Here is a 26,404-nt window from a genome sequence, read left to right as displayed (position 1 = left end):
ATGACCGGCTCGGCCCCGAAAGACCCCGTTCGCGTGCTCGTCATTGACGACAGCGCCTCGATCCGGATCGCCTTCAAGAAGCTGATCGCCGAGGATCCGGGGCTTGAGATGATCGGGGCCGCGGCCGATCCGTTCCAGGCCGCCGAGATGATGCGCGAGCGGCTGCCCGATGTGCTGCTGCTGGATCTTCAGATGCCGCGGATGGACGGGCTGACCTTCCTGAAAAAGATCATGTCCCAGCGCCCGATGCCGGTTGTCGTGATCTCGTCCTTTACCGAGGCGGGCTCGCGCGAGTCGCTTCGGGCGCTGGAACTGGGCGCGGCCGAGGTGCTGGCCAAGCCCCGCATCGCCACGGCCGAGGACCGGCGCGAGGCGGCGATCCGGCTTTGTGACGCGATCCACGCGGCCTATCAGTCCGGTTCGGGCAGGCGCGGCGCGCGGCGTGATGCGGCGCGGCTGCGGGTTCTGGCCCCCGGGGAACGGTTCAGCGCCGATGTGATCCTGCCGCCCGCGCCTGCGCCGCGGGGTTTTGCGGGGCCGCCGGTGATCGCGATCGGCGCCTCGACCGGCGGCACCGAGGCGGTGCGCGAGGTTCTGGAAAAGCTGCCCGTCGGGCTGCCGCCGATCGCCGTGGTGCAGCACATGCCCGAACATTTCACCCGCGCCTTTGCCGACCGGCTGAACACGCTTTGCGCCATTTCCGTCAAGGAGGCCGAGGATGGCGACGTGCTGGTTCCGGGGCAGGCGGTGATCGCGCCCGGCGACCGGCACCTGGTCTTGCGCCGCGTGGGCAAGGGGTATCGCGCCGAACTGCGCAGCGGCCCCTGCGTGTCGCGCCACCGGCCATCGGTCGATGTGCTGTTCCGCTCGGTCGCGCAGGCGGCGGGGCAGGGCGGGCTTGGCGTGCTGCTGACCGGGATGGGCGATGACGGCGCCGCCGGAATGGCCGAGATGCGCGCCGCGGGTGCCTGGACCATCGCCCAGGACGAGGCATCCTGCGTGGTCTATGGCATGCCCCGGGCGGCCGAGGAACTGGGTGCGGTCTGCCAGAGCCTGGCCCTGGACCGGATCGCGCGCGAGATCACCGCGCGCATGGGGCGCGACGAACGACAGGTGGCTTCATGACCGCGCCGCTGTTTCATCCGCTTCGCCCTGCGCCGCCCCGGTCCGATGGCGCGGCGCTTGACCTGCTGCGGGCCGAGCTTGAGCGGGTGTTCCTTGCGGCGGGCGAAACGCTGATGTCGATGGAGGCGCGGTGCTCCGAACTGCGCGCGCCCCTTGGCGAACTGGTCGAACATGCCCCCGTCGTGATCGAGGCGGTGGATCTGTACGCCCGGCAGCTTGCGCAATCGGTGCATGGCCTTGACGATGTTCTGGGCCGGAGCAATGTCGATATCGACGGGCTGCGCCAGCGGGTCGATGCGCTGAACGGCTCTGTCGCGATTGTCGTGCGCACCATCAAGATGATGCAGTTCGTGGCGACCAATGCCCGTATTCAGGTGTTCTCGCTGCGTCCGCGCCATGCCCGGCTTGAAAGTTTCGCCGACAATGCCCGCGCGCTGCTTGACCGCTGCTGCGTGATCCTGGCCGAGGTGCAGAAGATCAGCGACGAGGTTTCTGCCCAGTTGCGGGTGCTGGCCCGGCGCCGCCTGCCCGATCTGCGCGCCGAGGTGGCGGGCCTGCGGCCGGGATTCGAGGCGCTGGGCGGCGCGGTCGCGGTGTTTCGCGACGACCGCCGCAACGAAACCGCGTTCGGCCGCCCGCTTGCGGCCCATCTCGACCGGCTTCAGCAGGAATTCGACGATGTCATCGTCCGGCTTCAGACCGGGGACCGGGCCAGTCAGCGGATCGACCATGCCGGCCAGATCCTTGCGCGTGCCGATGCCGAGGCTGCGGCGCTGGTCGGGCTCGCCGATGCGCAGCTTGCCGGGGCTTTCATGGATCTGCGCGATGAAACCGCGACGATCACCGCGACGCTGGCCGACAGCGTCCACCAGTTCGAGGAGATCGCAGGCACCGGCAGCGGCGCATCGGTGAACGAACGGCTGCATGCCTTTGCGCTGCTGGTGGCCGAGGTCGAGCGGGCGCGCGATGCGGTGCATGCAATCCGCGGCCGCCGCGAAGTGATGCTTGACACGGCCGGGGCGGTGCTTGAACGAATGGCCGATCTCAGGCGGGTTCTGGGCGATGTCTCGTCGCTGGCCGAGGATCTGCGGCTTGTCGGCACCAATGCGGTTCTCGCCTGTGCCGAGCTTGGCGACGAGGGCGAGGCGCTCAAGGAAATCGCCAGCCAGTTGCGGCTGCTGGCCTCTGATTCCGCTGCGCAACTGCGGCAGGTCCGCGATGCGCTGGCCGCCAATGACGCGCGCACCTCTGATTTGATCGGCGACATTCAGGACGGCGCCGCGCGGACCATTGCCGAGGTCGAGGGCGCCGGAGAGGGATTGGCGCGCGATCTGGACCGGGTATGTCAGGCCGGGAAGGTTGTGACCGAACGCACCGGCGCGCTTGCCGCCTCGCTGCGGGCCACGGTGCCCGGCACCTGCGAGGCGATGCAGGCGCAGGTTGCGCGGCTTGCCGGGTTGGTCGGTCCGACCGATGCCGACCCCGCGCCGCCCGTTGCCGGCCCGGAATTCGACGCGATCCTGGATGCGATCTGGGCGGGCTATTCGATGGATGCCGAGCGTGACATCCATCGCGCGTTCTGCCTTGCCCACGGGCTTGACCTGCCGCCCGATGTCAGCGCCGGACCGGCCGAAGAACTGGACATCTTCTTCTGAGGCGCGGCGCCGGGGTGGGCGCCGCGCGGGTTCACCACCGCTCAGCGGTCCTCGACATCGACATAATCGCGCCGCGTCGGCCCGGTATAAAGCTGGCGGGGACGGCCGATCCGCATGTTCGGGTCGGCGATCATTTCCTTCCACTGCGAAATCCAGCCCACCGTGCGGCTGACCGCAAAGATCGGGGTGAACATCGAGGTGGGGAAGCCCATCGCGTCAAGGATGATGCCCGAGTAGAAATCGACATTGGGATAGAGCTTCTTCGAGACGAAATACTCGTCCTCGAGCGCGATCTTTTCCAGTTCCTTGGCGACCTTCAGCGTCTCGTTGTTCTCGATGCCCAGAAGGTCCAGCACCTCGTCGGCGGATTGCTTCATCACCTTGGCGCGCGGGTCGAAATTCTTGTAGACCCGGTGGCCGAAGCCCATCAGCCGGAACGGATCGTCCTTGTCCTTGGCGCGCTTGATGTATTCGGGGATGCGCTCGACCGTGCCGATCTCGCGCAGCATTTCCAGACAGGCCTGGTTCGCGCCGCCATGGGCCGGACCCCACAGACAGGCGATCCCGGCCGCGATGCAGGCGAAGGGGTTCGCCCCCGAGCTTGAGGCCAGCCGCACCGTCGAGGTGGAGGCGTTCTGTTCGTGATCGGCATGCAGCGTCAGGATCCGGTCCATCGCGCGGGTCAGGATCGGGTCGACCTCGTATTCCTCGCAGGGCACGGCAAAGCACATGCGCAGGAAGTTCGAGGCATAGTCCAGATCGTTGCGCGGATAGACGAAGGGCTGGCCGACGGAATACTTGTAGGCCATCGCCGCGATGGTCGGCACCTTGGCGATCAGCCGGATCGAGGCGACCTCGCGCTGCCAGGGATCGTTCACATCGGTCGAGTCGTGGTAGAAGGCCGACATCGCGCCCACCACGCCCACCATGACCGCCATCGGGTGCGCGTCGCGCCGGAAGCCGGTGAAGAAGCGGTGCATCTGTTCATGCACCATCGTATGCCGCGTCACCCGGCTTTCGAAATCCTCAAGCTGGGCGGCGGTGGGCAGTTCGCCGTACAGCAGCAGGAAGCAGACTTCGAGGTAATGCGATTTCTCGGCCAGTTGGTCGATCGGATAGCCCCGGTGCAGCAATTCGCCCAGATCGCCGTCGATGAAGGTGATCGAGCTTTCGCAGGACGAGGTCGAGGTAAAGCTGGGATCGTGGGTGAACACCCCCATCTGGCCGTAGAGCTTGCCGATATCCACCACATCGGGGCCAGCGGTCGGGCTGAGCACCGGCAGGTCGATCGACTTGCCGTCCAGCGTCAGTGTCGCGGTTTTCTTGCCGTCTGCCATGAAGTCCCTCTCCTGTCGCGCGCGGGCCGCTTGGCGCGGCTCCGGCATTGTCCCTGGGGGTGGCAGGCGGCCGTTCGCGGCTCAGCAACCCCCGGCATCGGCCAGCCGGGCAAGCGTTTCCTCCCGGCCGATGACCAGCATCATGTCGAACACGCTGGGCGATACACTGCGCCCCGCGAGTGCTGCGCGCAGCGGAGCGGCGAGCTTGCCGAGACTGGTTCCGTGGGCCTCGGCCACCTGCTTGACCGCCGCTTCCAGCGCGTCGCGTTCCCAGCTAGCACTTCGCAGATGCGGCGTCAATTCCGCCAGTATACCACGGGATACATCATCCAGCGCCTGCGCCGCCTTTTCGTCCGGCACAAGCGGCCGAGTGGCCAGCACGAAATGCGCCTTTTCAATCAGTTGCGGAAAGGTCTTTGCACCGGATTTCAACAGGGGCAGGGCGCGCGCCAGACCGTCCCGTTGCGGTTCCGTCAGGGCGGGCTGGGCGGTGGCGGCCAGAAACGCCTCCAATTCGTGCAGCAGCGCAGCGTCCGGCATGGCGGCGATATGCTGGCCCGACAGGTTTTCCAGTTTCCTGAAGTCGAGCCGGGCGGGCGAGCGGCCGATTCCCTCCAGCCCGAACCAGCCCTGCGCCTGGGCATCGGTGAAGAATTCGTCATCGCCATGCGACCAGCCCAGCCGGGCCAGGTAGTTGCGCATCGCCGCCGCCGGGTAGCCCATCGCGCAATATTCCTCGACCCCCAGCGCGCCGTGGCGCTTGGACAGCTTCTTGCCGTCGGGTCCGTGGATCAGCGGGATATGCGCCCAGACCGGCACCGGCCAGCCCATCGCGTGATAGATCTGCATCTGGCGCGCGGCATTGTTCAGGTGGTCGTCGCCCCGGATCACATGGGTCACGCCCATGTCGTGATCGTCCACCACCACCGCCAGCATGTAGGTCGGCGTGCCGTCCGAGCGCAGCATCACCATGTCGTCAAGCTGGTCATTGCCGATGGTCACGCGGCCCTGCACCGCGTCCTCGATCACGGTCACGCCCTCGCGCGGGGCCTTGAGCCGGATCACGAAGGGCGCATCGGGATGGGTTGCGGGGTCGGCATCGCGCCAGGGGCTCTGGAACAGGGTCGAGCGGTTCTCGGCCCGGGCGGCCTCGCGGAAGGCCTCGATCTCGTCCTGGGTGGCGAAGCATTTATAGGCATTGCCCGAGGCCAGCATCTGATGCGCCACCTCGGCATGACGGGGGGCGCGCTCGAACTGGCTGATCGCCTCGCCATCCCAGTCGAGCCCGAGCCAGCGCAGCCCGGTCAGGATCGCCGCCGTCGCCTCGGGGGTCGAGCGGGCGCGGTCGGTATCCTCGATCCGGAGCAGAAACCGCCCGCCGTGGCCGCGCGCGAAAAGCCAGTTGAACAGCGCCGTCCGGGCACCGCCGATATGCAGGAAGCCCGTGGGCGACGGGGCGAAACGGGTGACGACCTGCGTCTCGGACATGCGCCTTAACCTTTTGTTCATCATGATGGAGATAGCGTTGCCGCCTGTCTAGGAGATCGGCCGGGAGAGGACAAGCATTGGGGGTGCTCGGCGCGCTCGAGGCCCGCAGGGGCCATCTGTTCCCCTGGGTGCCGGTGCTTCTGGCCCTTGGCATCGGGGCCTATTTCGCGCTGCCCACGGAACCCTCTGCCGCGATGCTGGCCGCCTTGGCGGGCGGTGGCGCGGTGCTGCTGCTGGCCGCGTGGAAGGGGCCGGAACGCTGGGGGCCGGTGCTGATCGCGCTGGCGCTGGTGGCCTTTGGCGTCGTGCTGGCGGCGGGGCGGACGCAGATGGTCGCGGCGCCCAAGCTGGATTACCGCTATTACGGCGTGGTCGAGGGGCGGGTGGTGGCGCTGGACCGCTCGATGTCGGACGCGCCGCGGATCACGCTGGATCAGGTCTGGCTGGAGCGCGTGCCCGCCCATCGCACGCCCGAACGGGTGCGCGTGTCGCTGCACGGGGCGGCGGGCATCACCGATCCCGCGCCCGGCACGCGGATCGCGATGATGGCGCATCTGTCGCCGCCCTCGGCCCCGGCCGAGCCCGGCGGCTTCGACTTTCGCCGCCATGCCTGGTTCGAGCGGCTGGGCGCGGTGGGCTATGCGCGCAGCCCGGCGGTGGCGCTTGATCCGCCCGAGGGGGGGCTGACGCTTGTGGTGCAGCGGGCGCGGATGGCGCTGTCGGGCACGCTGCGCGCGCGTATCCCGGGCGATCAGGGGGCCTTTGCCGCCGCGATCCTGACCGGCGACCGTTCGGCGATTTCGCGTGCGTCATTGCAGGCGCTGCGGGATTCGAACCTTGCGCATCTTCTGGCGATCTCGGGGCTGCATATGGGGCTGCTGACCGGGGTGGTGTTCGGCGTGCTGCGCTTCGGCTTCGCGTTGATCCCGCCGCTTGCCCTGCGCCTGCCGACGAAAAAGCTGGCCGCAATCGGCGCGCTGGCGGCGGGGGCGGTCTATCTGGCGTTGTCGGGCGGCAATGTCGCGACCGAACGGGCCTATGTGATGGTGGCGGTGGTGCTGGTCGCGGTCCTGGCCAACCGGCGCGCACTGACGCTGCGGGCGGTGGCGGTGGCGGCGCTGATCATCCTGGCGATGGCGCCCGAAAGCCTGACCCAGGCCGGGTTCCAGATGTCCTTTGCCGCGACCACGGCGCTGATCGCGATCTTTGGCGCCCTGCGCGAGTGGCCGCAGGATCGCTGGCGCCCGCCGCGCTGGCTGAACGGCGTGCTGGTGGTGGTGATCTCGTCGGGGGTTGCCGGTTTCGCAACCGCGCCTTTCGGGGCGGCGCATTTCAACCAGATGTCGCAATACGGGCTTCTGGCCAACGTGATCTCGGTGCCGCTGATGGGGCTGCTGGTGATCCCGGCGGCCGTGGCCGCGGCCTGTCTGGCGCCCTTCGGGCTGGCGGGGCTGGCGCTGGAGCCGATGCGCTGGGGCATCGCCTGGATCCTTGGCGTCGCCAACTGGGTTGCGGGGCTGGAGGGCGCGGTCTGGCCGGTGGTGACGCCGGGGCCTGCGGTGCTGCCGATGATCGCGCTCGGCGCGCTTTGGGTGATCCTGTGGTCGGGCCGGGCGCGGCTGGCGGGGCTTGTGCCGATCCTGCTGGCGCTGGTGCTGTGGGTTCAGACCGAACGCCCCGCGCTGCTGATCGCCGAAAGCGGCGGGCTTGTGGGCGCGCTGGGGCCCGAGGGGCGGGCGCTGTCGAAACCCGGCGGCGATGGATTCGTCGCGGGGTCGTGGCTGGAAAACGATGGCGACCGGGTCACGCAGGAAATGGCCTTTGCGCGGCCGGGGCTGGCGGGCGAACGCGGGCTTCAGGTGGCCGAGGTGGCGGGCGAGCGGTTCATCCTGATTACCGGCCGCGGCTGGGCCGACAAGGTCGCGCCGGCCTGCGCCGAAGGCTGGGTGATCGTGCCGCAGAATGTCCGCGATGCGCCCGAGGGATGCCGCCTGCTGGATCAAGGGGCGCTGGCACGATCCGGCACGCTGGCGGTCTATCCCGGCCCGGACGGCCCGCGCCTTGTGCCCACGCGGCCCGAACGGGGCAGCCGCCCATGGACGCGGTAGCGGCGGCTCAGTAGCTGCGGATCAGCCCGACCAGACGGCCCTGCACCTTGACCCGGTCCGAGGGCAGGATGCGGGTTTCATGGGCCGGGTTCGCGGCCTCGAGCGCGATCATGTCGCCCCGGCGGCGAAAGCGTTTCAGCGTCGCCTCCTGATCGTCGACCAGCGCGACCACGATCTCGCCATTCTCGGCGGTGGTCTGTTCGCGGATCACCACGACATCGCCATCGTTGATCCCCGCCTCGATCATCGAATCGCCCTTGACCTCAAGCGCGTAATGCCGCCCGCGGCCCGTCAGCATGCTGCCCGGCACCGCGACATGATGCGAGACATGGGAAATCGCCTCGATCGGCGTACCGGCCGCGATCCGGCCCATCAGCGGCACCTCGAGCGCGCCTGCGGATTCCACATCCATCGCACCGGGCAGCGGGGCGGGCGGCGGGCCGTCGCCCTCGATCACCATGGGGCGGAAGCCCCTGGCCTCCAGCGCCTCGGGCAGACGGACAATCTCGATCGCGCGGGCGCGGTGGGCCAGACGGCGGATGAAGCCGCGTTCCTCAAGCGCCGTGATCAGCCGGTGGATCCCCGATTTCGAGCGCAGATCCAGCGCCTCTTTCATCTCGTCGAAAGAGGGGGGCACGCCGTCGCGCTGCATCCGCTTGTGGATGAATTCCAGCAGGTCGAGTTGCTTGCGGGTCAGCATGGGACATCCTCGCCATGGGCCTGTTCCCCCATGTTCTAGGCATGTTCCCGTTTTGTGTCAAGTTCGCCCGGCGCAATGCGGCCCGGTCAGAGCGGCAGATAACCCACCTTTTCGCCCGCACGGCGGGGTCCGTCGCCCGGGGGGCGCACGATCAGTGCGTCGGCCTCGGAAAGGATCGTCAGAAGCGCGCTGTCCTGCCGGTCGAAGGGGGCAAGCCCGTCCGCGGTGATCCGGGCGCGCATGTAATGTTCGCGCGGGCCGTTGGCGTCCAGATCGCAGGCCAGCCGCCCGGTCAGGCGCGGGGCGGGGGCGGCGGGCAGGCCCTGCATCACGCGCAGCGCGGGCAGCAGGAACAGATGCGCGCAGACCAGCGCCGAGACCGGGTTGCCGGGCAGTCCGATCATCGCCGCCTTGCCCATCCGGCCTGCCATCAGCGGCTTGCCCGGCCGCATCGCGACCTTGTAGAAGGATTGTTCCATGCCCAGACCGGCCGCCACCTTGCCGACAAGGTCGTGATCGCCCACCGAGGCGCCGCCGATGGTCACGATCAGATCGGCCCCCTCGGCCAGCCCGAAGACGGTTTGCAGCGAGGCTTCGGTATCGCGCGCGATCGGCAGAAGCCGCCCGATGCCGCCCTCGGCCTCGACCATGGCCTTGAGCCCGAAGCCGTTGGACGCGACGATCTGGTCGGGACCCGGCGCCTCGCCCGGCATCACCAGCTCGTCGCCGGTGGCGATGATCGCGACATCGGGGCGGCGGTGGACGGGCAGGGCGGGCAGGTTCATCGCGGCGGCCAGCGCCAGATCGGCAGACCGCAACCGGCGCGGCGCAGGTATCGTGTCGCCCAGCGTGAAATCGGCGCCCGCGGGGCGGATGTTGGTGCCGCGGTCCAGCCGTTCGCCCAGCGTGATCCGGTCGCCCGCGCGCGTGACATCCTCCTGGATCACCACGCGCGCGGCACCGCGCGGCACCGGGGCGCCGGTGAAGATGCGCACCGCCTGCCCGCGGCCAAGCGTGCCGCCAAAGCCTTCGCCCGCGCGCGACAGGCCGATCACGTCCAGAACGGCGCCGGGCCGGGCATCGGCTTCGGCAATCGCGTAGCCATCCATGGCCGAGGTGTCGAAGGGCGGCTGGGTCAGGCGGGCGGCGACCGGGCGGGCCAGCACGCGGCCCGCAGCCTGCGCCAGCGGCACATCCTCGACCGGCAGGGGGGCGACCAGGGCGCAGACCCGGGCAAGGGCCTCCTCGACCGTGATCATGCGCCGGCCTCGTAGCGGCCCGACTTGCCGCCCTCCTTGAGCGTCAGGCGGATGCCGCCGATCTCCATGCCCTTTTCGGCGGCCTTGAGCATGTCGTAGATCGTCAGCGCCGCGACCGAGACGGCGGTCAGCGCCTCCATCTCGACGCCGGTCTGGCCGGTGGTGCGCACGGTCGCGGCGATGCGGATGCCGGGCAGCGCGGGGTCGGGGGTCAGGTCGAGCGCGACATTGGTCACCGGCAGCGGATGGCAGAGCGGGATAAGTGCTGCGGTCTGCTTGGCGCCCATGATGCCCGCCAGCCGCGCCACGCCCAGAACATCCCCCTTGTTCGCCCGGCCTTCGCAAACGATATCAAGCGTTTCCGGCGCCATCCTTATCCATCCCTCGGCCATTGCCAGCCGTGCGGTCACGGGCTTGCCGGACACATCGACCATATGCGCCCGGCCCTCGGCGTCGAAATGGGTAAGACCCGCCATCAATGCGCGCCCATCGCCGGATTGGCCAACAGCGCCCGGGTGGCGGCGGTGACATCGGGCTGGCGCATCAGGCTTTCGCCGATCAGGAAGCTGCGCACGCCATAGCGCGCCATCTCGGCCAGATCCTCGGGGCTGTTCAGCCCGGATTCGCTGACGATCTGGCGCCCCTCGGGCACGCGGCGCACAAGTTGACGCGTTGTATCAAGACTTGTCTCGAACGTGTTGAGATTGCGGTTGTTTATGCCGATAAGTCCGGATTTCAGCACGCAGGCCCGGTCAAGCTCTGGGGCGTCATGCACCTCGATCAGCGCATCCATGCCCCACTCGGTCGCGGCAGCTTCCAGTTCGGCGGCCTGGGCGTCCGAGACGCTGGCCATGATGATCAGGATGCAATCCGCCCCCAGCGCGCGCGCCTCGGCGACCTGGTAGGTGTCATACATGAAATCCTTGCGCAGACAGGGCAGGCCGACCGCCGCACGCGCCGCTTCCAGATACGCCTTGGCACCCTGGAAGGACGGCGTGTCGGTCAGCACCGAAAGACAGGTCGCGCCGCCCGCCTCATAGGCCCGGGCCAGTGCGGGCGGGTCGAAATCCTCGCGGATCAAGCCCTTGGACGGGCTGGCCTTCTTGATTTCGGCGATCAGCCCATAGCCGCGCTGCGCCGCCCGGTGCAGGGCCGCCGCAAAGGGGCGGACGGGAGGCGCGGCCTTTGCCGCGGCCTCGACCTCGGAGAGCGGATGCGCGGCCTTGTCGGCGGCGATTTCCTCCAGCTTGTAGGCCTTTATGCGGTCGAGGATGGTCTGGCTCATGCCGTCTCCGATGTGATCTGGGCAAGTCCGCGCACCTTGGCTTTCGCGGCGCCGGAATCTATGCTTTCGGATGCCATTTCAACGCCTTCGCGCAGGGTCTTTGCGTGGCTTGCGACGACCAGCGCGGCGGCGGCGTTCAGCAGCACCGCGTCGCGATAGGCGGACGGTTCGCCGTCCAGCAGCGCGCCGAAGGCGCGGGCGTTGTGTTCGGGGGTGCCGCCGAGGATCGCCTCGAAGGGGTGTTCGGGCAGGCCGGCCTCCTCGGGGTGCAGCTCGCGTTCGGTCACTGCGCCGCCCTCAAGCATCGCGACATGGGAAATGCCCGAAATCGCAAGCTCGTCGGTGCCGTCGCTGCCATGGACCAGCCAGGCCGCTTCGGAGCCCAGCGCCGCCAGCGTCTCGGCCATCGGGCGGATCAGCGTGCGGGAAAAGGCGCCGGTCAGTTGCCGCTTGACCCCCGCGGGGTTGGTCAGCGGGCCGAGGATGTTGAAGATCGTGCGCGTGCCAAGCTCGGCGCGGGTCGGGCCGACATGCGCCATTGCCGGGTGGTGCATGGGCGCCATCATGAAGCCGATGCCGACCTCTTTCAAAGCCTTTTCAACAATTTCCGGCCCGATCATCACGTTGATGCCAAGCTGGCTCAGCGCATCTGCCGCGCCCGATTTCGAACTGAGATTGCGGTTGCCATGCTTGGCCACGGGCACGCCCGCCCCCGCCACGACAAAGGCCGCCGCGGTCGAGATGTTCAGCGTGCCCTTGCCGTCGCCGCCGGTGCCGACGATGTCCATCGCGCCCTCGGGGGCGGTCACCTTGCGGCATTTGGCGCGCATCACGGCGGCGGCGGCGGCGAATTCGTCCACCGTTTCGCCGCGCGTTCGCAGCGCCATCAGAAGCCCGCCGATCTGGCTGGGCGTCGCCTCGCCGTCGAACAGGGCCTGAAACGCGATCCGCGCCTCGTCCCGGGTCAGCGGGCGGTCGGCGGCAATGCCGATCAGCGGTTTCAGCGCATCGCTCATGCGGGCTCCTTCACGGTTTGCAGGAAGTTCCTGAGCAGCGCATGGCCATGTTCCGAGGCTATGCTTTCGGGGTGGAACTGCACGCCATGGATCGGCAGCGTGCGGTGGCGCAGGCCCATGATCGTGCCGTCCGCCAGCCAGGCATTGGCCACAAGGCAATCGGGCAGGGTTTCGCGTTCGACGATCAGCGAATGATAGCGCGTGGCCTGGAATGGCGAGGGCAGCCCGGCAAAGACGCCGGTGGCGTCATGCTCGATCCGGCCCATCTTGCCATGCACGATCTCGCCGGCGCGCACCACGCGGCCGCCGAACGCCTCGCCGATGGTCTGGTGGCCGAGGCAGACGCCCATCAGCGGCGTTGCGGTCTCGGCCGCGGCTTTCGTGAGCGCGAGGCAAATCCCCGCCTGTGCCGGATCGCAGGGGCCGGGCGAGAGCACGATGGCCGAGGGGTTCAGCGCCATCGCCTGCTGCACATCCATCGCATCGTTGCGCACCACCGTCGCCTCGGCGCCCAGTTCGCCCAGGTAATGCACGAGGTTCCAGGTGAAGCTGTCGTAATTGTCGATCAGAAGAAGCATGGTCGCGCCACAAGCGAAAGGGGGTGAACCCGGGTGCGGGTCGGGCTATACATGCTCAGAGCGGTGCGCCCCGGTCAAGGGGCGGCGGCGCGGGCAAATCCCCGCGCGAGGCAGAAGGCAAGAAGCGGCAAGCCGCATACCGAAGGAGTGCAGCATGGGCAGGGGGCTGTTCGGCGGGATCGTCTGGGGGATCGTGGTCACCGGGCTGGTTCTGGTCGTGGCGGTGCTGGTCGTTCCACCGCCCGCAGGCACGCGGCCGTCCGGACCGGATGCGCCAGCCATGCCCGGGCTTGCCAGCCGGCCCGAGGCGCCGCCCTCGCAGACGCTTGCGCCCGCCGACATGCCCGAGCCCTTGCCCCGGCCGGTGCTGGACCGGCCCGCCATCGTGGCCGCGCCGGGAACCGCGCCTGCCACCGATATCGAATTGCCGCCCGGATCCGAGTTCAACCGCCGCCCCCCCGACCAGGAGGCCAGCCTGCCCGAGACCGATACCGGTCTGCCCGGCGCGCCCCCGGTGCGCGGCCCCGAGCCCGGCGGTGCCCCGGTCGAGGCGCCGCAGCTTGACACCGCGCCCATCGCCGCGCCTGCGCCGGTGACGACGGGCCCCGACGGGCTGGCGCCCCCGCTTTCGGCCGAGGCGCCGCCCGATCTGGCGGCGGATGAGCCTGTCCTGCCATCGCCTGCGGCCACTGGGCCGGTCGCGCTGCGCCCGACGCCGCTGCCCGCCGCGCCGTCCCGGGAGGCTGCGGCAGACGGTCCGGCGGCAGAGGGGGCCGCGATCCCGGCCGAACCCGAGGATCGCGTGGCCGCAGAACGGCCCGCCCCCGCAGAGACCGAAGCGGCCATCGCGGCGCAGGCACCCGAAGCGGCGCTGCCGCGCGTGCGCCCGTTGCCCGCCGCGCCCGAAGCCCCGGCCGAGGGCAGCGGCATGGCCGCTATGCCCGAGACCGCCCCGGTGGGCGCGCTGCGCCTGCCTGCGCCCGAAGGCGGGATCGCGCTGCCCGGCCCCCGCATCGGCCAGCCCGCTGCGCAGGCCCCCGAGCCCGAGGCCCCGGCGGAAGACGTGGCCGAGGTTCCAACCGCCGCCCCGCGCGAGGGGCTTGGTGCGCTGGCCCGCAACGCGGTGGCGTTCCAGCCCGCGCCGGGGCGTCCGCTGTTCTCGGTGATCCTGATCGACGCGGGCGAACAGGGGCTTGAGCGCGCGGCGTTGACGACCTTTTCCTTCCCGGTGACCTTTGCGGTCGATCCGGCCCGCCCCGATGCCGAGGAGGCGATCGCCGCCTATCGCGCCGCGGGCTACGAGGTGGTGGTTCTGGCCACGGGGCTGCCGCCCGGTGCGACGCCCGCCGATCTGGAGGTCACGCTGGCCGCGCATCAGGCGCCGCTTGAGCGGGCAGTGGCGGTGATGGATGTGGCCGGGGCCGGGTTTCAGGATGACCGGGCGCTGACAGCGCAGATGGTGGCCTTTGCCGGGGAAACCGGGCATGGGCTGGTCAGCTATGACCGCGGGCTGAACAGCGCGGCGCGGCTGGCGGGACAGGCGGGGGTGCCGCAGGCGACCGTGTTCCGCCTGATCGACGAGGCCCGCCCGAACGCGCCGACGATCCGCCGGATGCTTGACCGCGCGGTGTTCAAGGCGCGGCAGGATGGCCATGTCGTGATGGTCGGGCATAGCTACGCCGACACGGTGACCGCGCTTTATTCCTGGGCGCTGGAGGCCGAGGCCCAGGCGGTGACGCTGGCGCCGATCTCGGCGGTGCTGCGCCGCCGCTGAGCCCGCCTAGACCTGCGGGCAGGGGTCGAAATCGGGCAGGCTGTCCAGCGCGGTCTTGAGCGCCTCGCCCCAGCCTGCCGAGATCGCCTGATAATAGGGCGCGTCCGCCGCGATGCGGATCTTGGGCTCCAGCATCAGGCTGTCGGCCTTGTAGAGTTGCAGATCGAAGGGCGGGCCGACCGAGAGGTTGGCCTTGACCGTGCTGTCGAAGCTGACCAGCAACAGCTTGACCGCCCGTTCGAAGTTCATCGTCCGGTCGAAGGCGCGCACCAGGATCGGGCGGCCATATTTCGTCTCGCCGATCTGGAAGAAGGGCGTGTCGCTGCCGGCCTCGATGAAATTGCCCTCGGGATAGATCAGGAACAGCCGCACCGGGCCGCCCTTGATCTGGCCCGCCAGGATCAGCGTGGCGTTGAAGGTGGTGTCGGCGCGCTGCCCGGCATCGGCATGGCTTGCAATCACGGTGCGCAACGTGTCCGCCACCAGCCGCGCGGCCTGGAACATCGAGGGCACCTCGTAGATCGAGGGGTCGCGCTCGCCATGGGCCTTGGTGCGCTCGTCCAGCAGGCTGACCACGGCCTGGGTGGTGGCCAGGTTGCCCGCGGTCATCAGGATCAGCACGCGGTCGCCCGGCACCTCCCAGGTAAAGAGCTTGCGGAAGGTCGAGATGTTGTCCATCCCCGCATTGGTGCGGGTATCGGCCATCATCACCAGCCCGCAATCCAGCATCATCCCGACGCAATAGGTCATTGCCCGTCCCGTTTCCTGCCCAGCTATTGCTGCGCGACTTCGATTTCGACCGACAGCGCCTCGCCCGCGCCGCCGATCCGCGTGCCGGTTACGGGTGCCGCCTCGGCATAGTCAAGCCCGGTGGCGACGCGCACATAGCGGATATCGGGCGAGATGCCGTTCGACACGTCGAACCCGACCCAGCCCAGCCCCTCGACATGGGCTTCGGCCCAGGCATGCATCGCGTCCTGACCGTCGCGGTCGTCCATGCGCAGATAGCCCGAGACATAGCGTGCCGGAAAGCCCATTTCGCGGGCGCAGGCGATGAAGACATGGGCGTGGTCCTGACAGACCCCGCGGCCCTCGGCCACGGCTTCCTCGGCGGTCCAGTCGGGATGCGAGATGCCGGTCTCGTAGGCGACGGCGCCCAGGATCCGCCGCGACAGCCCGTGCAGCCGGTCAAGATCGGTGCCGCCCTCGACCTCGCGCAGAAGCGCCCGGCAGCCCGTGCCCGCCCGCGTGCGCGCCGTCGCCCGGCGGTAAAGCCAGAGCGGCGCGGGGCCGCGATGGGGGCCGACGACGCCATGGGTCTCGGCGATCTCGACCTCGCCTTCGGAGCGCACGGTCAGTTCGGTTGCGTCGCGCTCGAAGCTGATGAGTTCGACGACATTGTGGTGGTGATCCTCGAAGGACAGTTCCTTGCGGCCACCCTCGACCGAGGTTTCCCAGCGCAGGACAGTCTGCTGGCGGCTGGTCTTGGGCGTCTTGCGCAATTGCTGCAAGCCGTAGGTCACCGGGTTCTCGAAGCGGTAGCGGGTGGTGTGGCTGATCCTCAGGCGCATCGCACTCACTCGTAGAACCGGTAGTCGATTTCGATCTGATGTCCCAGCGCGGCCAGCGCGGCAAGGATGTCCTGAAGGTATTCATGCAGCCCGTACTCGAAGATCGAGTCGATGTCATGCGACATGAACCGGCGCATCAGCGTATCCACCTGGGCGTGGCAGGGATGGCGCAGCCCGTAATCCGAGGCGAGATATTCCAGATTGTCGCGGATCTTGGTGATCGAGAAGCGCAGGCTGCGCGGCATCCGCCGGTCGAGGATCAGGAAGCGGGCGATATCCACGGAACAGGCCTGGTTGCCATGGACCATGCGAAAGCCGCCCCGCGCCGAGACCGCGCGCAGGATCGTTTCCCATTGCACGTTGTCGATGGAACTGCCGACAGAATTCACCGAGGGCAGCAGGACGTAATATTTCACGTCGAGAATGCGCGCGATGTTGTCGGCGCGTTCCAGATAGGTGCCGATCCGGGCAAAGTTGAAGATGTCGTTGCGCAGCATCGTGCCCTGCGTCGTGCCGCGGACAAGGGCGGTGTGCTGCTTGATCATGTCGATCACGGCGGGCAGGTCGCGTTCGTTGACCTTGCGGGCCAGCCGTTCGCGCACCTGCATGTAGCAGCGGTTCATCGCCTCCCACACGTCATGGGTCAGCGCGGTGCGCACCAGCCGCGCGTTCTGGCGTGCCGCCGAGATCGCCGACAGCACCGAGGACGGGTTGTCCCTGGCGCGCAGCATCCAGTCGATCGCGGCCTCCTTGGTGACCTCGTCATGGCGTTCGAGAAAGCCGTCTGCGACGCCCGCGGTCTGCATGATCGACAGCCATTCGCCATCCGAGCTTTCCAGCCGGGTCAGCGCGATGCGCTGGCCGGTCTCGACCAGGCGCGAGGTGTTCTCGGCCCGTTCGAGAGAACGATACATCCAGAACAGGCCATTTGCGGTCTTGCCCAGCATGCGGCTCAGTCCTCCAGCACCCAGGTATCCTTGGTGCCGCCCCCTTGCGAGGAATTCACCACAAGCGATCCCTTCTTCAGCGCCACCCGCGTCAGCCCGCCGGGCGTGATGTTGATGCCGTTCGGGCCGACCAGCACGAAGGGGCGCAGATCCACATGGCGCGGCGCCAGCCCGTTGCGGGTAAAGATCGGCACGGTCGACAGCGACAGCGTGGGCTGGGCGATGTAGTTGCCCGGCCGCGCCATCAGCTTCTTGCGGAACTCGGCCAGATCCTTGCGCGTGGCCGCAGGCCCGATCAGCATGCCGTAACCGCCCGAGCCATGCACCTCCTTGACCACCAGTTCGGAGAGGTGATCCAGCACATAGGCCAGCGCATCGGGTTCGGCGCAGCGCCAGGTCGGCACGTTTTCCAGAAGCGCCTTTTCGCCGGTGTAGAATTCGACGATCTCGGGCATGTAGCTGTAGATCGCCTTGTCATCGGCGATGCCGGTTCCGGGCGCGTTGGCGATGGTGATCCGGCCCGCGCGATAGACATCCATGATGCCGGGAATGCCCAGAGCCGAGTCGGGGTTGAAGTTCAGCGGATCGAGGTAATCGTCATCGACCCGGCGATAGAGCACGTCGATGGGCTGATAGCCCTGTGTCGTGCGCATCGCGACCTTGCCATCGACCACGCGCAGATCGTTCCCCTCGACCAGTTCGACGCCCATCTGGTCGGCAAGGAAGGCATGTTCGAAATAGGCCGAGTTGTAGATCCCCGGCGTCAGCACCGCCACGGTGGGGCTGTCCGAGCCATTGGGCGCGCAGGAGGCCAGCGAACGGCGCAGATCCGCGGGATAGGACTGCACCGGCTGCACCCGGTTCTGCGAGAACAGCTCGGGGAACATTTGCAGCATCGTCTCGCGGTTTTCCAGCATGTAGCTGACGCCGCTGGGCGTGCGGGCATTGTCCTCGAGCACATAGAACTGGTCGTCGCCGGTGCGCACCAGGTCGATGCCGACGATATGGGTATAGATGCCGCCCGGCGGTTCCACCCCGATCATCTGCGGCAGGAAGGCGTCGTTGCGCGAGATCGCCTGTTCGGGGATGCGGCCCGCCTTCACGATTTCCTGGCGGTGATAGATGTCGTGCAGGAAGGCGTTGATCGCGCGCACCCGCTGTTCGATGCCGCGGCTCAGCCGCTGCCATTCGCGCCCCGAGATGATGCGCGGGATGATGTCGAAGGGGATCAGCCGTTCCTCGGCCTCGGCCCGGCCATAGACGTTGAAGGTGATGCCGGTCAGCCGGAACACCTCCTCGGCCTCGCGCTGCTTGGCGCGCAGGCGGGCTATGTCCTCGCCCTCGAACCAGTTCTGAAAGCGTTGGTAGGGGGGGCGCAGTTCTGCGTCCCGGCCCCACATCTCGTCGAAGAATTGTTTCTCGCTCATGCCCTCACGCTAGGCAGGCGCTTGGGCGGCCGCAATATGCAAGCCGCCGGGCAGGGGCGCGATTCCGGGCAGGTGCCTGTTTTTTGGGCAAGCATGCCGGGTGAAGCGGGGCAGGGCCGGGACAAGACCGCAGCCGGACCGCATCAGCGCATCTTCCGTGTCTCGTTGATCCAGTCGACCATGACGGCGTCAAGCTGGCGCAGGATCTCGACCGCCGCTTCGGTGTCGCCCTGATGGACCAGCGCATCCAGCGCCATGTGAACGCCGCGATGCATCTGCTGCACCCCGTCAAGCGCCTCGCGATTGGCGACCTTGTGCATCCCTGCCGTCCCCCGTCCGGTCCCGCTAGTCGGCATCCCCGCCGCGGTCATCCTCGCCCTGTTCGGCGATCCAGGCGACCGAGACGACTTCTTCGCCGCGGGCGGTGTTGAACACCCGCACGCCGCCCGCGCTGCGCGAGCGGAACGAGATATCCTCGACCGGGCAGCGGATCGACTGGCCGGTGGAGGTGACCAGCATGATCTGGTTGTCGATCTCGACCGGGAAGCAGGCGACCAGCCTGCCGCCGCGCATCCCCTTGTCGATGGCCTGCACGCCTTGGCCGCCACGGCCGCGCACCGGGTAATCGTGGCTCGACGACAGCTTGCCGGTGCCGCCCGCGGTGATCGTCAGGATCAGATCCTCGGCCGCCGACATTTCCGCATAGCGTTCGGGCGAAAGCTGGCCCTCGGCAACGGCTTCCTCGTCGTCGTCGGTGTCCTCCTCCTCGGTGACACCGGCCATCAGGCGGCGCTGCTTGAGAAAGGCGGTGCGTTCCTCGGGCGTGGCCTCGAAATGGCGGATCACGGCCATCGACACGACGCTGTCGCCATCGCCCAGCCGCACGCCCCGCACGCCGGTCGAATCCCGGCCCTTGAAGATGCGGACATCGGTGGTGGAAAAGCGGATCGCGCGGCCCAGCGCCGTGACCAGCATCACGTCGTCATCCTCGGTCGCGATGCGGGCATTCACCAGCGCGACGCCCTCGGGCAGCTTCATCGCGATCTTGCCGTTGCGCATGACATTGGTGAAATCGCCAAGCTGGTTGCGCCGGACATCGCCCTCGGTGGTGGCAAAGACGATCTGAAGGTCGTCCCATTCCGCTTCGGGCCGGTCCACCGGCATGATCGCCGCGACCGAAACGCCGGTGGCGATCGGCAGGATGTTGACGATGGCCTTGCCCTTGGCGGTGCGCCCGCCCTGCGGCAGGCGCCAGCATTTCAGCTTGTACACCATCCCGTCGGTGGTGAAGAACAAGAGCGGTGTATGGGTGTTGGCCACGAAAAGGGTGGTGACCACATCCTCTTCCTTGGTCTGCATCCCCGACATGCCCTTGCCGCCGCGGCGCTGGGCGCGGAACTCGGCCAGAGGCGTGCGCTTGATATAGCCGGACTGGGTGACCGTCACGACCATGTCCTCGCGCTCGATCAGATCCTCGTCCTCCATGTCGCCGGACCAGTCGGCGATCTCGGTGCGGCGGGGAACGGCGAACTGGTCGCGGACCTCTTTCAGCTCGGTCGAGATGATCTCCATGATCCGCTCGCGCGAGCCGAGGATGTCGAGGTAATCCTTGATCCTTGCTGCCAGATCTTCGAGTTCGTCGGTGACTTCCTTGACGCCAAGCTGGGTCAGGCGTTGCAGCCGCAGATCGAGGATCGCGCGGGCCTGGGTCTCGGACAGGTTATAGGTGCCGTCCTCGTTCATCTTGTGCGTCGGATCGTCGATCAGCCGGATATAGCCAGCGATATCGGCCGCGGGCCAGCGCCGTTCCATCAGGCGCGCGCGGGCTTCGGCGGCATCGCTTGATGCCCGGATCGTGGCCACCACCTCGTCCACATTCGAGACCGCCACCGCCAGACCGCACAGGATATGGCTGCGCTCGCGCGCCTTGTTCAGCTCATAGGCCGTGCGCCGCGCCACGACTTCCTCGCGGAAGTCGATGAAGGCGGTCAGGAACTGGCGCAGCGTCAGCGTTTCGGGCCGACCGCCGTTCAGCGCCAGCATGTTGCAGCCGAACGAGGTCTGCATCGGCGTGAAGCGGAAAAGCTGGTTCAGCACGACATCGGGTGTCGCGTCGCGTTTCAGTTCGATCACCACGCGCACGCCGACCCGGTCGGATTCGTCCTGCACATGGGCGATGCCCTCGATCCGCTTGTCGCGCGCGGCCTCGGCGATCTTCTCGATCATCGTGGCCTTGTTCACCTGATAGGGGATCTCGTCCACGACGATGGCAAAGCGGTCCTTGCGGATTTCCTCGATCCGGGTCCTGGCGCGGATGATGACCGAGCCGCGCCCCTCCAGATAGGCCTTGCGCGCGCCCGAGCGGCCGAGGATCTGCGCGCCGGTCGGGAAATCGGGGGCGGGGACATACTCCATCAACTGTTCGGTCGACAGATCCGGGTTCGCGATCAGCGCCAGCGTGGCATCGACCACCTCGCCCAGATTGTGCGGCGGGATGTTGGTCGCCATGCCGACCGCGATGCCGCCCGCGCCGTTGACCAGCATGTTCGGAAAGCGCGCGGGCAGGACGGTGGGTTCCAGATCCTTGCCGTCATAGTTCGGCTGGAAATCGACCGTGTCCTTGTCGATATCGAGCAGCAGCGCCTGCGCCGCCTTGGCCATCCGCACCTCGGTATAGCGCATGGCCGCGGCGTTATCGCCATCCATCGAGCCGAAATTGCCCTGCCCATCCAGAAGCGGCAGCGACATCGAGAAATCCTGCGCCATCCGCACCAGCGCGTCATAGATCGCGCTGTCGCCATGGGGGTGGTATTTCCCCATCACGTCGCCCACGGGGCGGGCCGACTTGCGATAGGGCTTGTCATGCGTGTTGCCGGTCTCGTGCATCGCGTAAAGGATGCGCCGGTGCACAGGTTTCAGGCCGTCGCGCAGATCCGGGATCGCGCGGCTGACGATCACGCTCATCGCGTAATCGAGATAGGAGGTCTGCATCTCCTGCTCGATCGCGACGGTGGGGCCGTCATGGGGCGCGCGGACCACTTCGGTTGCGGCGCCGTTTTCGTCTTGGTTTTCAGGGGTTTCCGGCGTGTCGCTCACGTCAGTATCCGCCCTTTCGTGGCGATGCTACATCTTGTTGAGGGTACTTTATCAGAACCTTCATGTTGGGTGCAATGCTCGTCCCGTCCGGCCGTTGGCAGCCGCGGGACAGTAGTGCCAACGTTTTGTTTTCATTGAAAATAAACAGCGATTCGGCATCATCGAACCGTTAACGCAACAGGAGGTTCGAAACGTGCGCCCGACCGAGACTGAGCTGATGCTGAAGGGCTATGGCTTGACCACGGCCGAGTTCTTTTACCGCATGCCGGATTACCGCAACGTGCTGAACACGTTCATCTGGCAGGATTACGACATCGCCCCGGATCACCCGCGGCTGTTCAGGTTCATCGAATTCTGGCAGGACAGCATCGAGGGACCGCTGCATTCGGTGCGCTTCACCCATCGCAAGATGATCTCGCCGGGGGAATGGCGCAATGTGGTGGGCGAGTTCACGCTGCACTGAACGCGCGGCGCTCAGCGTCGGCTGAGCGCCAGTCCCCAGATCCAGAGCCCGGCAAAGACCAGCGAGACCATGGCATTGTAGCTGGCCATCGACAGGCCGAACATTTCCCATTGGACCTGGTCGCACAGCACGACCGGCCGGACCAGTGTCGGGTCCAGCATCTGCTCGGGCGTCAGCGCCTGAAAGCCCCCCGCATCGCCGGTGCAGGTGGCAGGGCCCGGCCACCATTTCCGCTCGACCCCGGTATGATAGACCCCAAGCCCGGCCGAAACCGCCATCGTCACCGCGCCGGCCAGCGCCAGCATCCGCCCGCCCACCGCGATTGCCGCGATGCCCAGAAGCGGTGCGATCATGTGCGGCCAGCGTTGCCACAGGCACAGGGTGCAGGGTTGCAGGCCGACGACATACTGGAACCAGTAGCCCGCCAGCAGGATCGACAGCGAGCCCGCCGCAGCAAGGAATATCGCCCGGTTGCGTGTCATTCTCAGCATCGTCGTCATAGATATCTCACCGCGTAGAAGCCGCCGATCAGCAGCAGCACGAACAGCGTGAACAGAAGACCCATGTAGCGCTCGATGAAGGCGCGGATCGGCACGCCGAATTTCCACAAGAGCGCCGCCAGCACGAAGAAGCGTATCCCCCGGGCGATCACGCTGGCCACGATGAAGACCCCCAGATCGAGCGAGGTCAAGCCCGACAGGATGGTGATGACCTTGTAGGGAAAGGGCGTGATCCCCGCCACCAGCACCGCCCAGGCACCGTATTCGTTGTAACGTTCGGAAAACGCGTCGAAATAGGCATCCTTGCCGTAGAATTCCAGAACCGGGCGACCCAGTGTCTCGAAAAAGCCCCAGCCGATCACATAGCCCAGAAGCCCGCCCAGCACCGACCCCGCCAGCGCGACAGCGGCAATCAGCCAGGCGCGCGAGGGGCGGGCCAGGATCATCGGGATCATCAGCACATCGGGCGGGATCGGGAAGACCGAGCTTTCCACGAAGGCCACCACGAACAGCGCGAACAGCGCATGCGGGCGGTCGGCCAGGGCCATGGTCCAGGCGTAAAGGCGGCGAAGCATCGTCGGGCTGTCCTTGGTTCGGTCCGCGCCCAGAAGCCACGGGGGCCGTGCCGCGTCAAGACGACCGCGCCGCGCGCTGCACCGATTGACCCGCGCGCGGCGGCAGGCTAGAGCGGGGCGTGGCCCGAGTGGCGGAATGGTAGACGCAGGGGATTCAAAATCCTCCGCCGCAAGGCGTGCGAGTTCGACTCTCGCCTCGGGCACCACTTTGAATCAGCGCGGGAAATCTGCCGCGCCCTGACACCCACGGCGACGCGGCGGACAAGCGTTCCCAAGCCCGTTCCCACTTTCACGTTCCGATCCCGTTCCGTTACGTGGCATCGCGTCAGGTCGCGTGGGCGATCCAGCCGCCTCTCGTTCGCAGCCGGGTGCGTTCCGGCCCTCGACTGGCCGGGAGGAATGCAGGCGGGGACTAGCGGCCCAGCGCCTTCATGCCGCGCTCGATGCCTTCCAGTGTCATCGGCACCATTGCGCCCTGGAATATCTCGCGGATCATCTCGATCGACTGGGTGTATTGCCAGTGGCGTTCCGGAACCGGGTTGATCCACAGGTGATGGGGCCATTGCGCACGGGCACGCTCAAGCCAGACGCGGCCGGGTTCGGCGTTCCAGTGTTCGTTCGCGCCGCCGGCAAAGGCGATCTCGTAGGGGCTCATGCTGGCATCGCCGACGAAGATGCACTTGTAGTCGGGCCCGTAGGTGCGCAGCACCTCGGCGGTGGGGATCACCTCGGACCAGCGGCGGCGATTGTCGCGCCAGACGCCTTCGTAAAGGCAGTTGTGGAAATAGTAATGTTCCAGGTGCTTGAACTCGGAGCGGGCGGCCGAGAACAGTTCCTCGACCACCTGCACATGATCGTCCATCGACCCGCCGATATCGAGAAACAGGATCACCTTGACCGCATTGTGCCGCTCGGGGCGGGTGCGCACGTCGAGATAGCCGTGATCGGCGGTGGCGCGGATGGTTTCCTCGAGATCCAGTTCGTGATGCGCGCCGGCGCGTGCCCAGCGGCGCAGCCGTTTCAGCGCCACCTTGATGTTGCGCGTGCCCAGTTCCACCGAATCGTCGAGATTGCGGAACTCGCGCCGGTCCCAGACCTTGACCGCCTTGCGGTGGCGCGAGACGTCCTGGCCGATGCGCACGCCTTCGGGATTGTAGCCCCAGGCGCCGAAGGGCGAGGTTCCGGCGGTGCCGATCCACTTGTTGCCGCCCTGATGGCGGCCCTGCTGTTCCTTCAGCCGCTCCTTCAGCGCCTCCATAAGCTTGTCGAAGCCGCCCAACGCCTCGATCTCGGCGCGTTCCTCGTCTGACAGGTGCTTTTCGGCGAGCTTGCGCAGCCAGTCCTCGGGCAGATCCAGCGCGTCCAGCACATCGTCCGGGCCGATTTCCTCGAGCCCTGAAAAGCTTTCGGCAAAGGCGCGGTCGAAGCGGTCCAGAAGGCGTTCGTCCTTTACCATCACGGTGCGGGCCAGGTAATAGAACCCCTCGACGTCATAGGTCACCAGTCCCGCCTTCATGCCTTCGAGAAAGCCCAGATATTCCCGCAGGGAGACGGGAATTCCGGCGGCGCGCAGCGACTGGAAGAACGGCAGGAACATGGGCCACAGGATAGGGCGGCGGCGGCGCGCAGGGAAGGGGGCTCAGCTGCGCCGCGCGCGGTTCAGCGCGGCGATCTCCTCGGTCCGGCTGCGCACCTCGTCATCGCTGCCAAAGCCGTAGCGCCCCCAGCCCAGCGCCTCCTGGCGGATGCTGCGCGCCTCGCCCGGGCGGTCCAGCGCGTCGAGCGCCTCGGCCTTGATCAGCAGCAGCGTTGCCAGAAGGGCGGCGTTCTGGCCGCGCGTCGCCGCGGCGATGTTGCCGTTCGCCAGATCGAGTGCCGCACGCGGCTGGCCTGCCGACAGCGCAAAGGCGGCCAGGTGCATGCCCACATGGGCAAGGTGGATCCGGGTTTCGGGGCGGGACGCATAGATCTCGCCCGCCTGAAGGAAGGCGGCCAGCGCCAGTTCGGGGTGCTCGCCCAGCGACAACCGGCCCAGCGCGAACAGGCTGAAGGCAAGCCGCCCGTCCTGCCAGCCGCGGGCGCGTGCGATGGTCACGGCGCGTTCGGCGGCGACACGGCGGCGCGGCGCCGAGGTGCCCGCCCCAAGCGCGGTCTCGATTGCCTCGATCCAGTCGCGCGAGGTCGGGGCCAGCGGCGCGCCCGGCCGCCCCTCGCCGCGCGGGTTCATCCGCGCCAGCAGCCCGGGCAGGATCTGCGCAACCTGGGCGCGCGTCATGCCCGAGCGCAGTTCCGGCGCGTAGTAGAGCCGCAGGATCAGCATGTCGAACCCGGTCAGGACCGTGTGGAAATTGTCGTCGTTGAACACCGAATCGGGCAGCCGGTACATGTCGTTGAGCGGCCCCAGCGCCTGGGCCAGTTCCTCGTGCAGGCAGTCGCGGACCTCTTGCGGGCTGACATCGCCGGGCAGGAAGATCGCCACCCGGTCGCGGGTGATCAGCGTGGTCCAGTCCACTTCGGGGCTGCGGCGGACGCGGCGATATTCCTCCCAGCCGGACACGCGCGGCGCGACGAAACAGGCGGCCTGCGGCACCATGCGTTGCAGCCGGGCACGCGGCATCACCTCGATCGTGATCTCGGCGGGCTGGTCTGCGGCGACGCGGGTGATGTCGATGCCCGCCTCGCGCCGGAGCCGCGAGATCAGCGCGGCCAGATCGGGGCCCAGGCTGGGCGGCGGGTTGCCGGTCACGCGCACCCTGACCGGCCCCTCGAAACGCGACATCACCGCCAGCGGCCGGCCGCTTTCCATGCGGAAGGACAGGTCCAGGAAATCCTGCGCGATCTGCGCGTTCGAGCGCGTGGGCGGATCGGCCGGGCGGACCGGAAAGCTTTTCATCGGCGGCAGCCCTGCCGAAAGCGACGGCGCCCGGCCCGGCATTTCCGAGACCGGCGCGGCACAACCGGCAAGCGCCAGGCAGGCGGCCAGCGCAAGGGCGACGCGGCGCATCAGCGGGGGGCCCGCTGATACTTGATGAAGGGCGTCAACTGCCCGATCCGGTCATAAAGCGCGCGCGCGGGCGCATTGTCGGCCGCGGTCGTCCAGTAGACCGTGGGCACGTCGCGCGAATCCGCCACCGCATAGACTGCCCGGATCAGCGCCTGCCCAAGACCGCGACCGCGGGCCTGCGGATCGACGAACAGATCCTGAAGATAGCACACGCCCTCGGGTTTCCAGCAATGGCGGTGAAAGATGAAATGCGCGAGCCCCGAGGGCCGCCCGCCGATCAGCGCCAGGCGGCAGCCCATGTCCGGATCGCCCCCGTGCAACAGCCGCGCAAAGGTCATCTCGTAGACATCGGGGCTGACCGAGGTCTCGTAGAAGTCCAGGTAACTGCCCCAGAGCCGCCGCCACTCGGGCATGTCCTCGGGGCGGAGCGGGCGGATCGTGACGTCGGACAAGGGGTGGGCCTTTCGCAAGCGAGGCGGGTTTCGGCCCGCGCCCC

Annotated in this window: 24 protein-coding genes and 1 tRNA gene; 6 read left to right on the top strand and 19 right to left on the bottom strand. The window is 67.9% G+C overall.

Annotated features, from left to right (window positions below):
- Together GH815_RS04760 and GH815_RS04755 are read left to right on the top strand one after the other, a co-directional pair.
- Entirely contained in the window at window positions 1-1,125 is a 1,125-nt protein-coding gene (locus GH815_RS04760) for a protein-glutamate methylesterase/protein-glutamine glutaminase (RefSeq protein ID WP_153747600.1), read from the top strand.
- On the top strand, window positions 1,122-2,780 hold the full coding sequence (locus tag GH815_RS04755; protein WP_153747599.1) for a hypothetical protein: 1,659 nt from the start codon (window positions 1,122-1,124) through the stop codon (window positions 2,778-2,780). Before GH815_RS04760 ends, GH815_RS04755 begins: the two co-directional genes overlap by 4 nt.
- A gap of 41 nt (window positions 2,781-2,821) precedes the next feature.
- On the opposite strand, the gene gltA is transcribed toward GH815_RS04755, so the two are convergent.
- Window positions 2,822-4,117: a citrate synthase gene (gene gltA, locus GH815_RS04750; protein WP_153747598.1), complete on the bottom strand. Its 1,296-nt coding sequence runs from the start codon at window positions 4,115-4,117 to the stop codon at window positions 2,822-2,824.
- Between the two features lie 81 nt (window positions 4,118-4,198).
- A complete protein-coding gene (gene gltX / locus GH815_RS04745; RefSeq protein ID WP_153747597.1) occupies window positions 4,199-5,605 on the bottom strand; it encodes a glutamate--tRNA ligase in 1,407 nt (468 codons plus the stop codon).
- A gap of 83 nt (window positions 5,606-5,688) precedes the next feature.
- Between gltX and GH815_RS04740 the strand changes: the two genes are divergently transcribed.
- Window positions 5,689-7,713: a ComEC/Rec2 family competence protein gene (locus tag GH815_RS04740; RefSeq protein ID WP_343030661.1), complete on the top strand. Its 2,025-nt coding sequence runs from the start codon at window positions 5,689-5,691 to the stop codon at window positions 7,711-7,713.
- Window positions 7,714-7,720: 7 nt separating this feature from the next.
- On the opposite strand, the gene lexA is transcribed toward GH815_RS04740, so the two are convergent.
- The 6 genes from lexA to GH815_RS04710 form a co-directional block, all read right to left on the bottom strand.
- Complete coding sequence (gene lexA / locus GH815_RS04735) at window positions 7,721-8,413, bottom strand: transcriptional repressor LexA (RefSeq protein WP_153747595.1); 693 nt, start codon at window positions 8,411-8,413, stop codon at window positions 7,721-7,723.
- Between the two features lie 86 nt (window positions 8,414-8,499).
- On the bottom strand, window positions 8,500-9,672 hold the full coding sequence (locus GH815_RS04730; RefSeq protein WP_153747594.1) for a molybdopterin molybdotransferase MoeA: 1,173 nt from the start codon (window positions 9,670-9,672) through the stop codon (window positions 8,500-8,502).
- On the bottom strand, window positions 9,669-10,148 hold the full coding sequence (gene moaC, locus GH815_RS04725) for a cyclic pyranopterin monophosphate synthase MoaC (RefSeq protein ID WP_153747593.1): 480 nt from the start codon (window positions 10,146-10,148) through the stop codon (window positions 9,669-9,671). Before moaC ends, GH815_RS04730 begins: the two co-directional genes overlap by 4 nt.
- A complete protein-coding gene (gene trpC, locus GH815_RS04720) occupies window positions 10,148-10,957 on the bottom strand; it encodes an indole-3-glycerol phosphate synthase TrpC (RefSeq protein WP_153747592.1) in 810 nt (269 codons plus the stop codon). Before trpC ends, moaC begins: the two co-directional genes overlap by 1 nt.
- Window positions 10,954-11,973: an anthranilate phosphoribosyltransferase gene (gene trpD / locus GH815_RS04715; RefSeq protein WP_153747591.1), complete on the bottom strand. Its 1,020-nt coding sequence runs from the start codon at window positions 11,971-11,973 to the stop codon at window positions 10,954-10,956. Before trpD ends, trpC begins: the two co-directional genes overlap by 4 nt.
- Entirely contained in the window at window positions 11,970-12,551 is a 582-nt protein-coding gene (locus GH815_RS04710; protein ID WP_153747590.1) for an anthranilate synthase component II, read from the bottom strand. Before GH815_RS04710 ends, trpD begins: the two co-directional genes overlap by 4 nt.
- Window positions 12,552-12,705: 154 nt before the next feature.
- On the opposite strand from GH815_RS04710, the gene GH815_RS04705 reads away from it, so the two are divergent.
- Window positions 12,706-14,325 carry a divergent polysaccharide deacetylase family protein gene (locus GH815_RS04705; RefSeq protein ID WP_153747589.1) on the top strand — a complete coding sequence of 540 codons (1,620 nt, stop codon included), beginning with the start codon at window positions 12,706-12,708 and terminating at the stop codon, window positions 14,323-14,325.
- Between the two features lie 6 nt (window positions 14,326-14,331).
- On the opposite strand, the gene GH815_RS04700 is transcribed toward GH815_RS04705, so the two are convergent.
- The 6 genes from GH815_RS04700 to gyrA form a co-directional block, all read right to left on the bottom strand.
- Window positions 14,332-15,075 carry a proteasome-type protease gene (locus GH815_RS04700; RefSeq protein WP_153747588.1) on the bottom strand — a complete coding sequence of 248 codons (744 nt, stop codon included), beginning with the start codon at window positions 15,073-15,075 and terminating at the stop codon, window positions 14,332-14,334.
- 23 nt (window positions 15,076-15,098) lie between these two features.
- Window positions 15,099-15,896, bottom strand: coding sequence for a transglutaminase family protein (locus GH815_RS04695; RefSeq protein WP_153747587.1), 798 nt, complete (start codon window positions 15,894-15,896; stop codon window positions 15,099-15,101).
- Between the two features lie 5 nt (window positions 15,897-15,901).
- Window positions 15,902-16,843 carry an alpha-E domain-containing protein gene (locus GH815_RS04690; protein WP_153747586.1) on the bottom strand — a complete coding sequence of 314 codons (942 nt, stop codon included), beginning with the start codon at window positions 16,841-16,843 and terminating at the stop codon, window positions 15,902-15,904.
- Between the two features lie 5 nt (window positions 16,844-16,848).
- On the bottom strand, window positions 16,849-18,270 hold the full coding sequence (locus GH815_RS04685) for a circularly permuted type 2 ATP-grasp protein (protein ID WP_153747585.1): 1,422 nt from the start codon (window positions 18,268-18,270) through the stop codon (window positions 16,849-16,851).
- Between the two features lie 143 nt (window positions 18,271-18,413).
- A complete protein-coding gene (locus GH815_RS04680) occupies window positions 18,414-18,590 on the bottom strand; it encodes a hypothetical protein (protein ID WP_153747584.1) in 177 nt (58 codons plus the stop codon).
- Between the two features lie 25 nt (window positions 18,591-18,615).
- On the bottom strand, window positions 18,616-21,366 hold the full coding sequence (gene gyrA, locus GH815_RS04675; RefSeq protein WP_343030660.1) for a DNA gyrase subunit A: 2,751 nt from the start codon (window positions 21,364-21,366) through the stop codon (window positions 18,616-18,618).
- Between the two features lie 193 nt (window positions 21,367-21,559).
- On the opposite strand from gyrA, the gene GH815_RS04670 reads away from it, so the two are divergent.
- Complete coding sequence (locus tag GH815_RS04670; protein ID WP_343030659.1) at window positions 21,560-21,829, top strand: usg protein; 270 nt, start codon at window positions 21,560-21,562, stop codon at window positions 21,827-21,829.
- An 11-nt stretch (window positions 21,830-21,840) separates the two neighbouring features.
- Here GH815_RS04670 and GH815_RS04665 read toward each other — a convergent pair whose 3' ends face one another.
- Together GH815_RS04665 and GH815_RS04660 are read right to left on the bottom strand one after the other, a co-directional pair.
- On the bottom strand, window positions 21,841-22,311 hold the full coding sequence (locus GH815_RS04665; protein WP_246176316.1) for a disulfide bond formation protein B: 471 nt from the start codon (window positions 22,309-22,311) through the stop codon (window positions 21,841-21,843).
- A gap of 14 nt (window positions 22,312-22,325) precedes the next feature.
- Window positions 22,326-22,904 (bottom strand): YqaA family protein, encoded by a 579-nt coding sequence (locus GH815_RS04660; RefSeq protein WP_153747582.1) that lies wholly within the window; start codon window positions 22,902-22,904, stop codon window positions 22,326-22,328.
- 122 nt (window positions 22,905-23,026) lie between these two features.
- Between GH815_RS04660 and GH815_RS04655 the strand changes: the two genes are divergently transcribed.
- Window positions 23,027-23,110 (top strand) — tRNA-Leu (locus GH815_RS04655).
- Between the two features lie 206 nt (window positions 23,111-23,316).
- On the opposite strand, the gene GH815_RS04650 is transcribed toward GH815_RS04655, so the two are convergent.
- Genes GH815_RS04650 through GH815_RS04640 form a run of 3 tightly spaced genes read right to left on the bottom strand, consistent with a single transcriptional unit; the run spans window position 23,317 to window position 26,360 of the window.
- Entirely contained in the window at window positions 23,317-24,501 is a 1,185-nt protein-coding gene (locus tag GH815_RS04650; RefSeq protein WP_153747581.1) for a vWA domain-containing protein, read from the bottom strand.
- A 42-nt stretch (window positions 24,502-24,543) separates the two neighbouring features.
- Window positions 24,544-25,908 (bottom strand): DUF2927 domain-containing protein, encoded by a 1,365-nt coding sequence (locus tag GH815_RS04645; RefSeq protein ID WP_153747580.1) that lies wholly within the window; start codon window positions 25,906-25,908, stop codon window positions 24,544-24,546.
- Entirely contained in the window at window positions 25,908-26,360 is a 453-nt protein-coding gene (locus tag GH815_RS04640; protein WP_246176315.1) for a GNAT family N-acetyltransferase, read from the bottom strand. Before GH815_RS04640 ends, GH815_RS04645 begins: the two co-directional genes overlap by 1 nt.
- Window positions 26,361-26,404: the final 44 nt, after the last annotated feature.

Origin of the sequence: Rhodovulum strictum (assembly GCF_009649175.1) — a bacterium.
Taxonomy (GTDB): domain Bacteria; phylum Pseudomonadota; class Alphaproteobacteria; order Rhodobacterales; family Rhodobacteraceae; genus Rhodovulum; species Rhodovulum strictum.
This window is presented reverse-complemented; position numbering and strand designations above follow the sequence as displayed.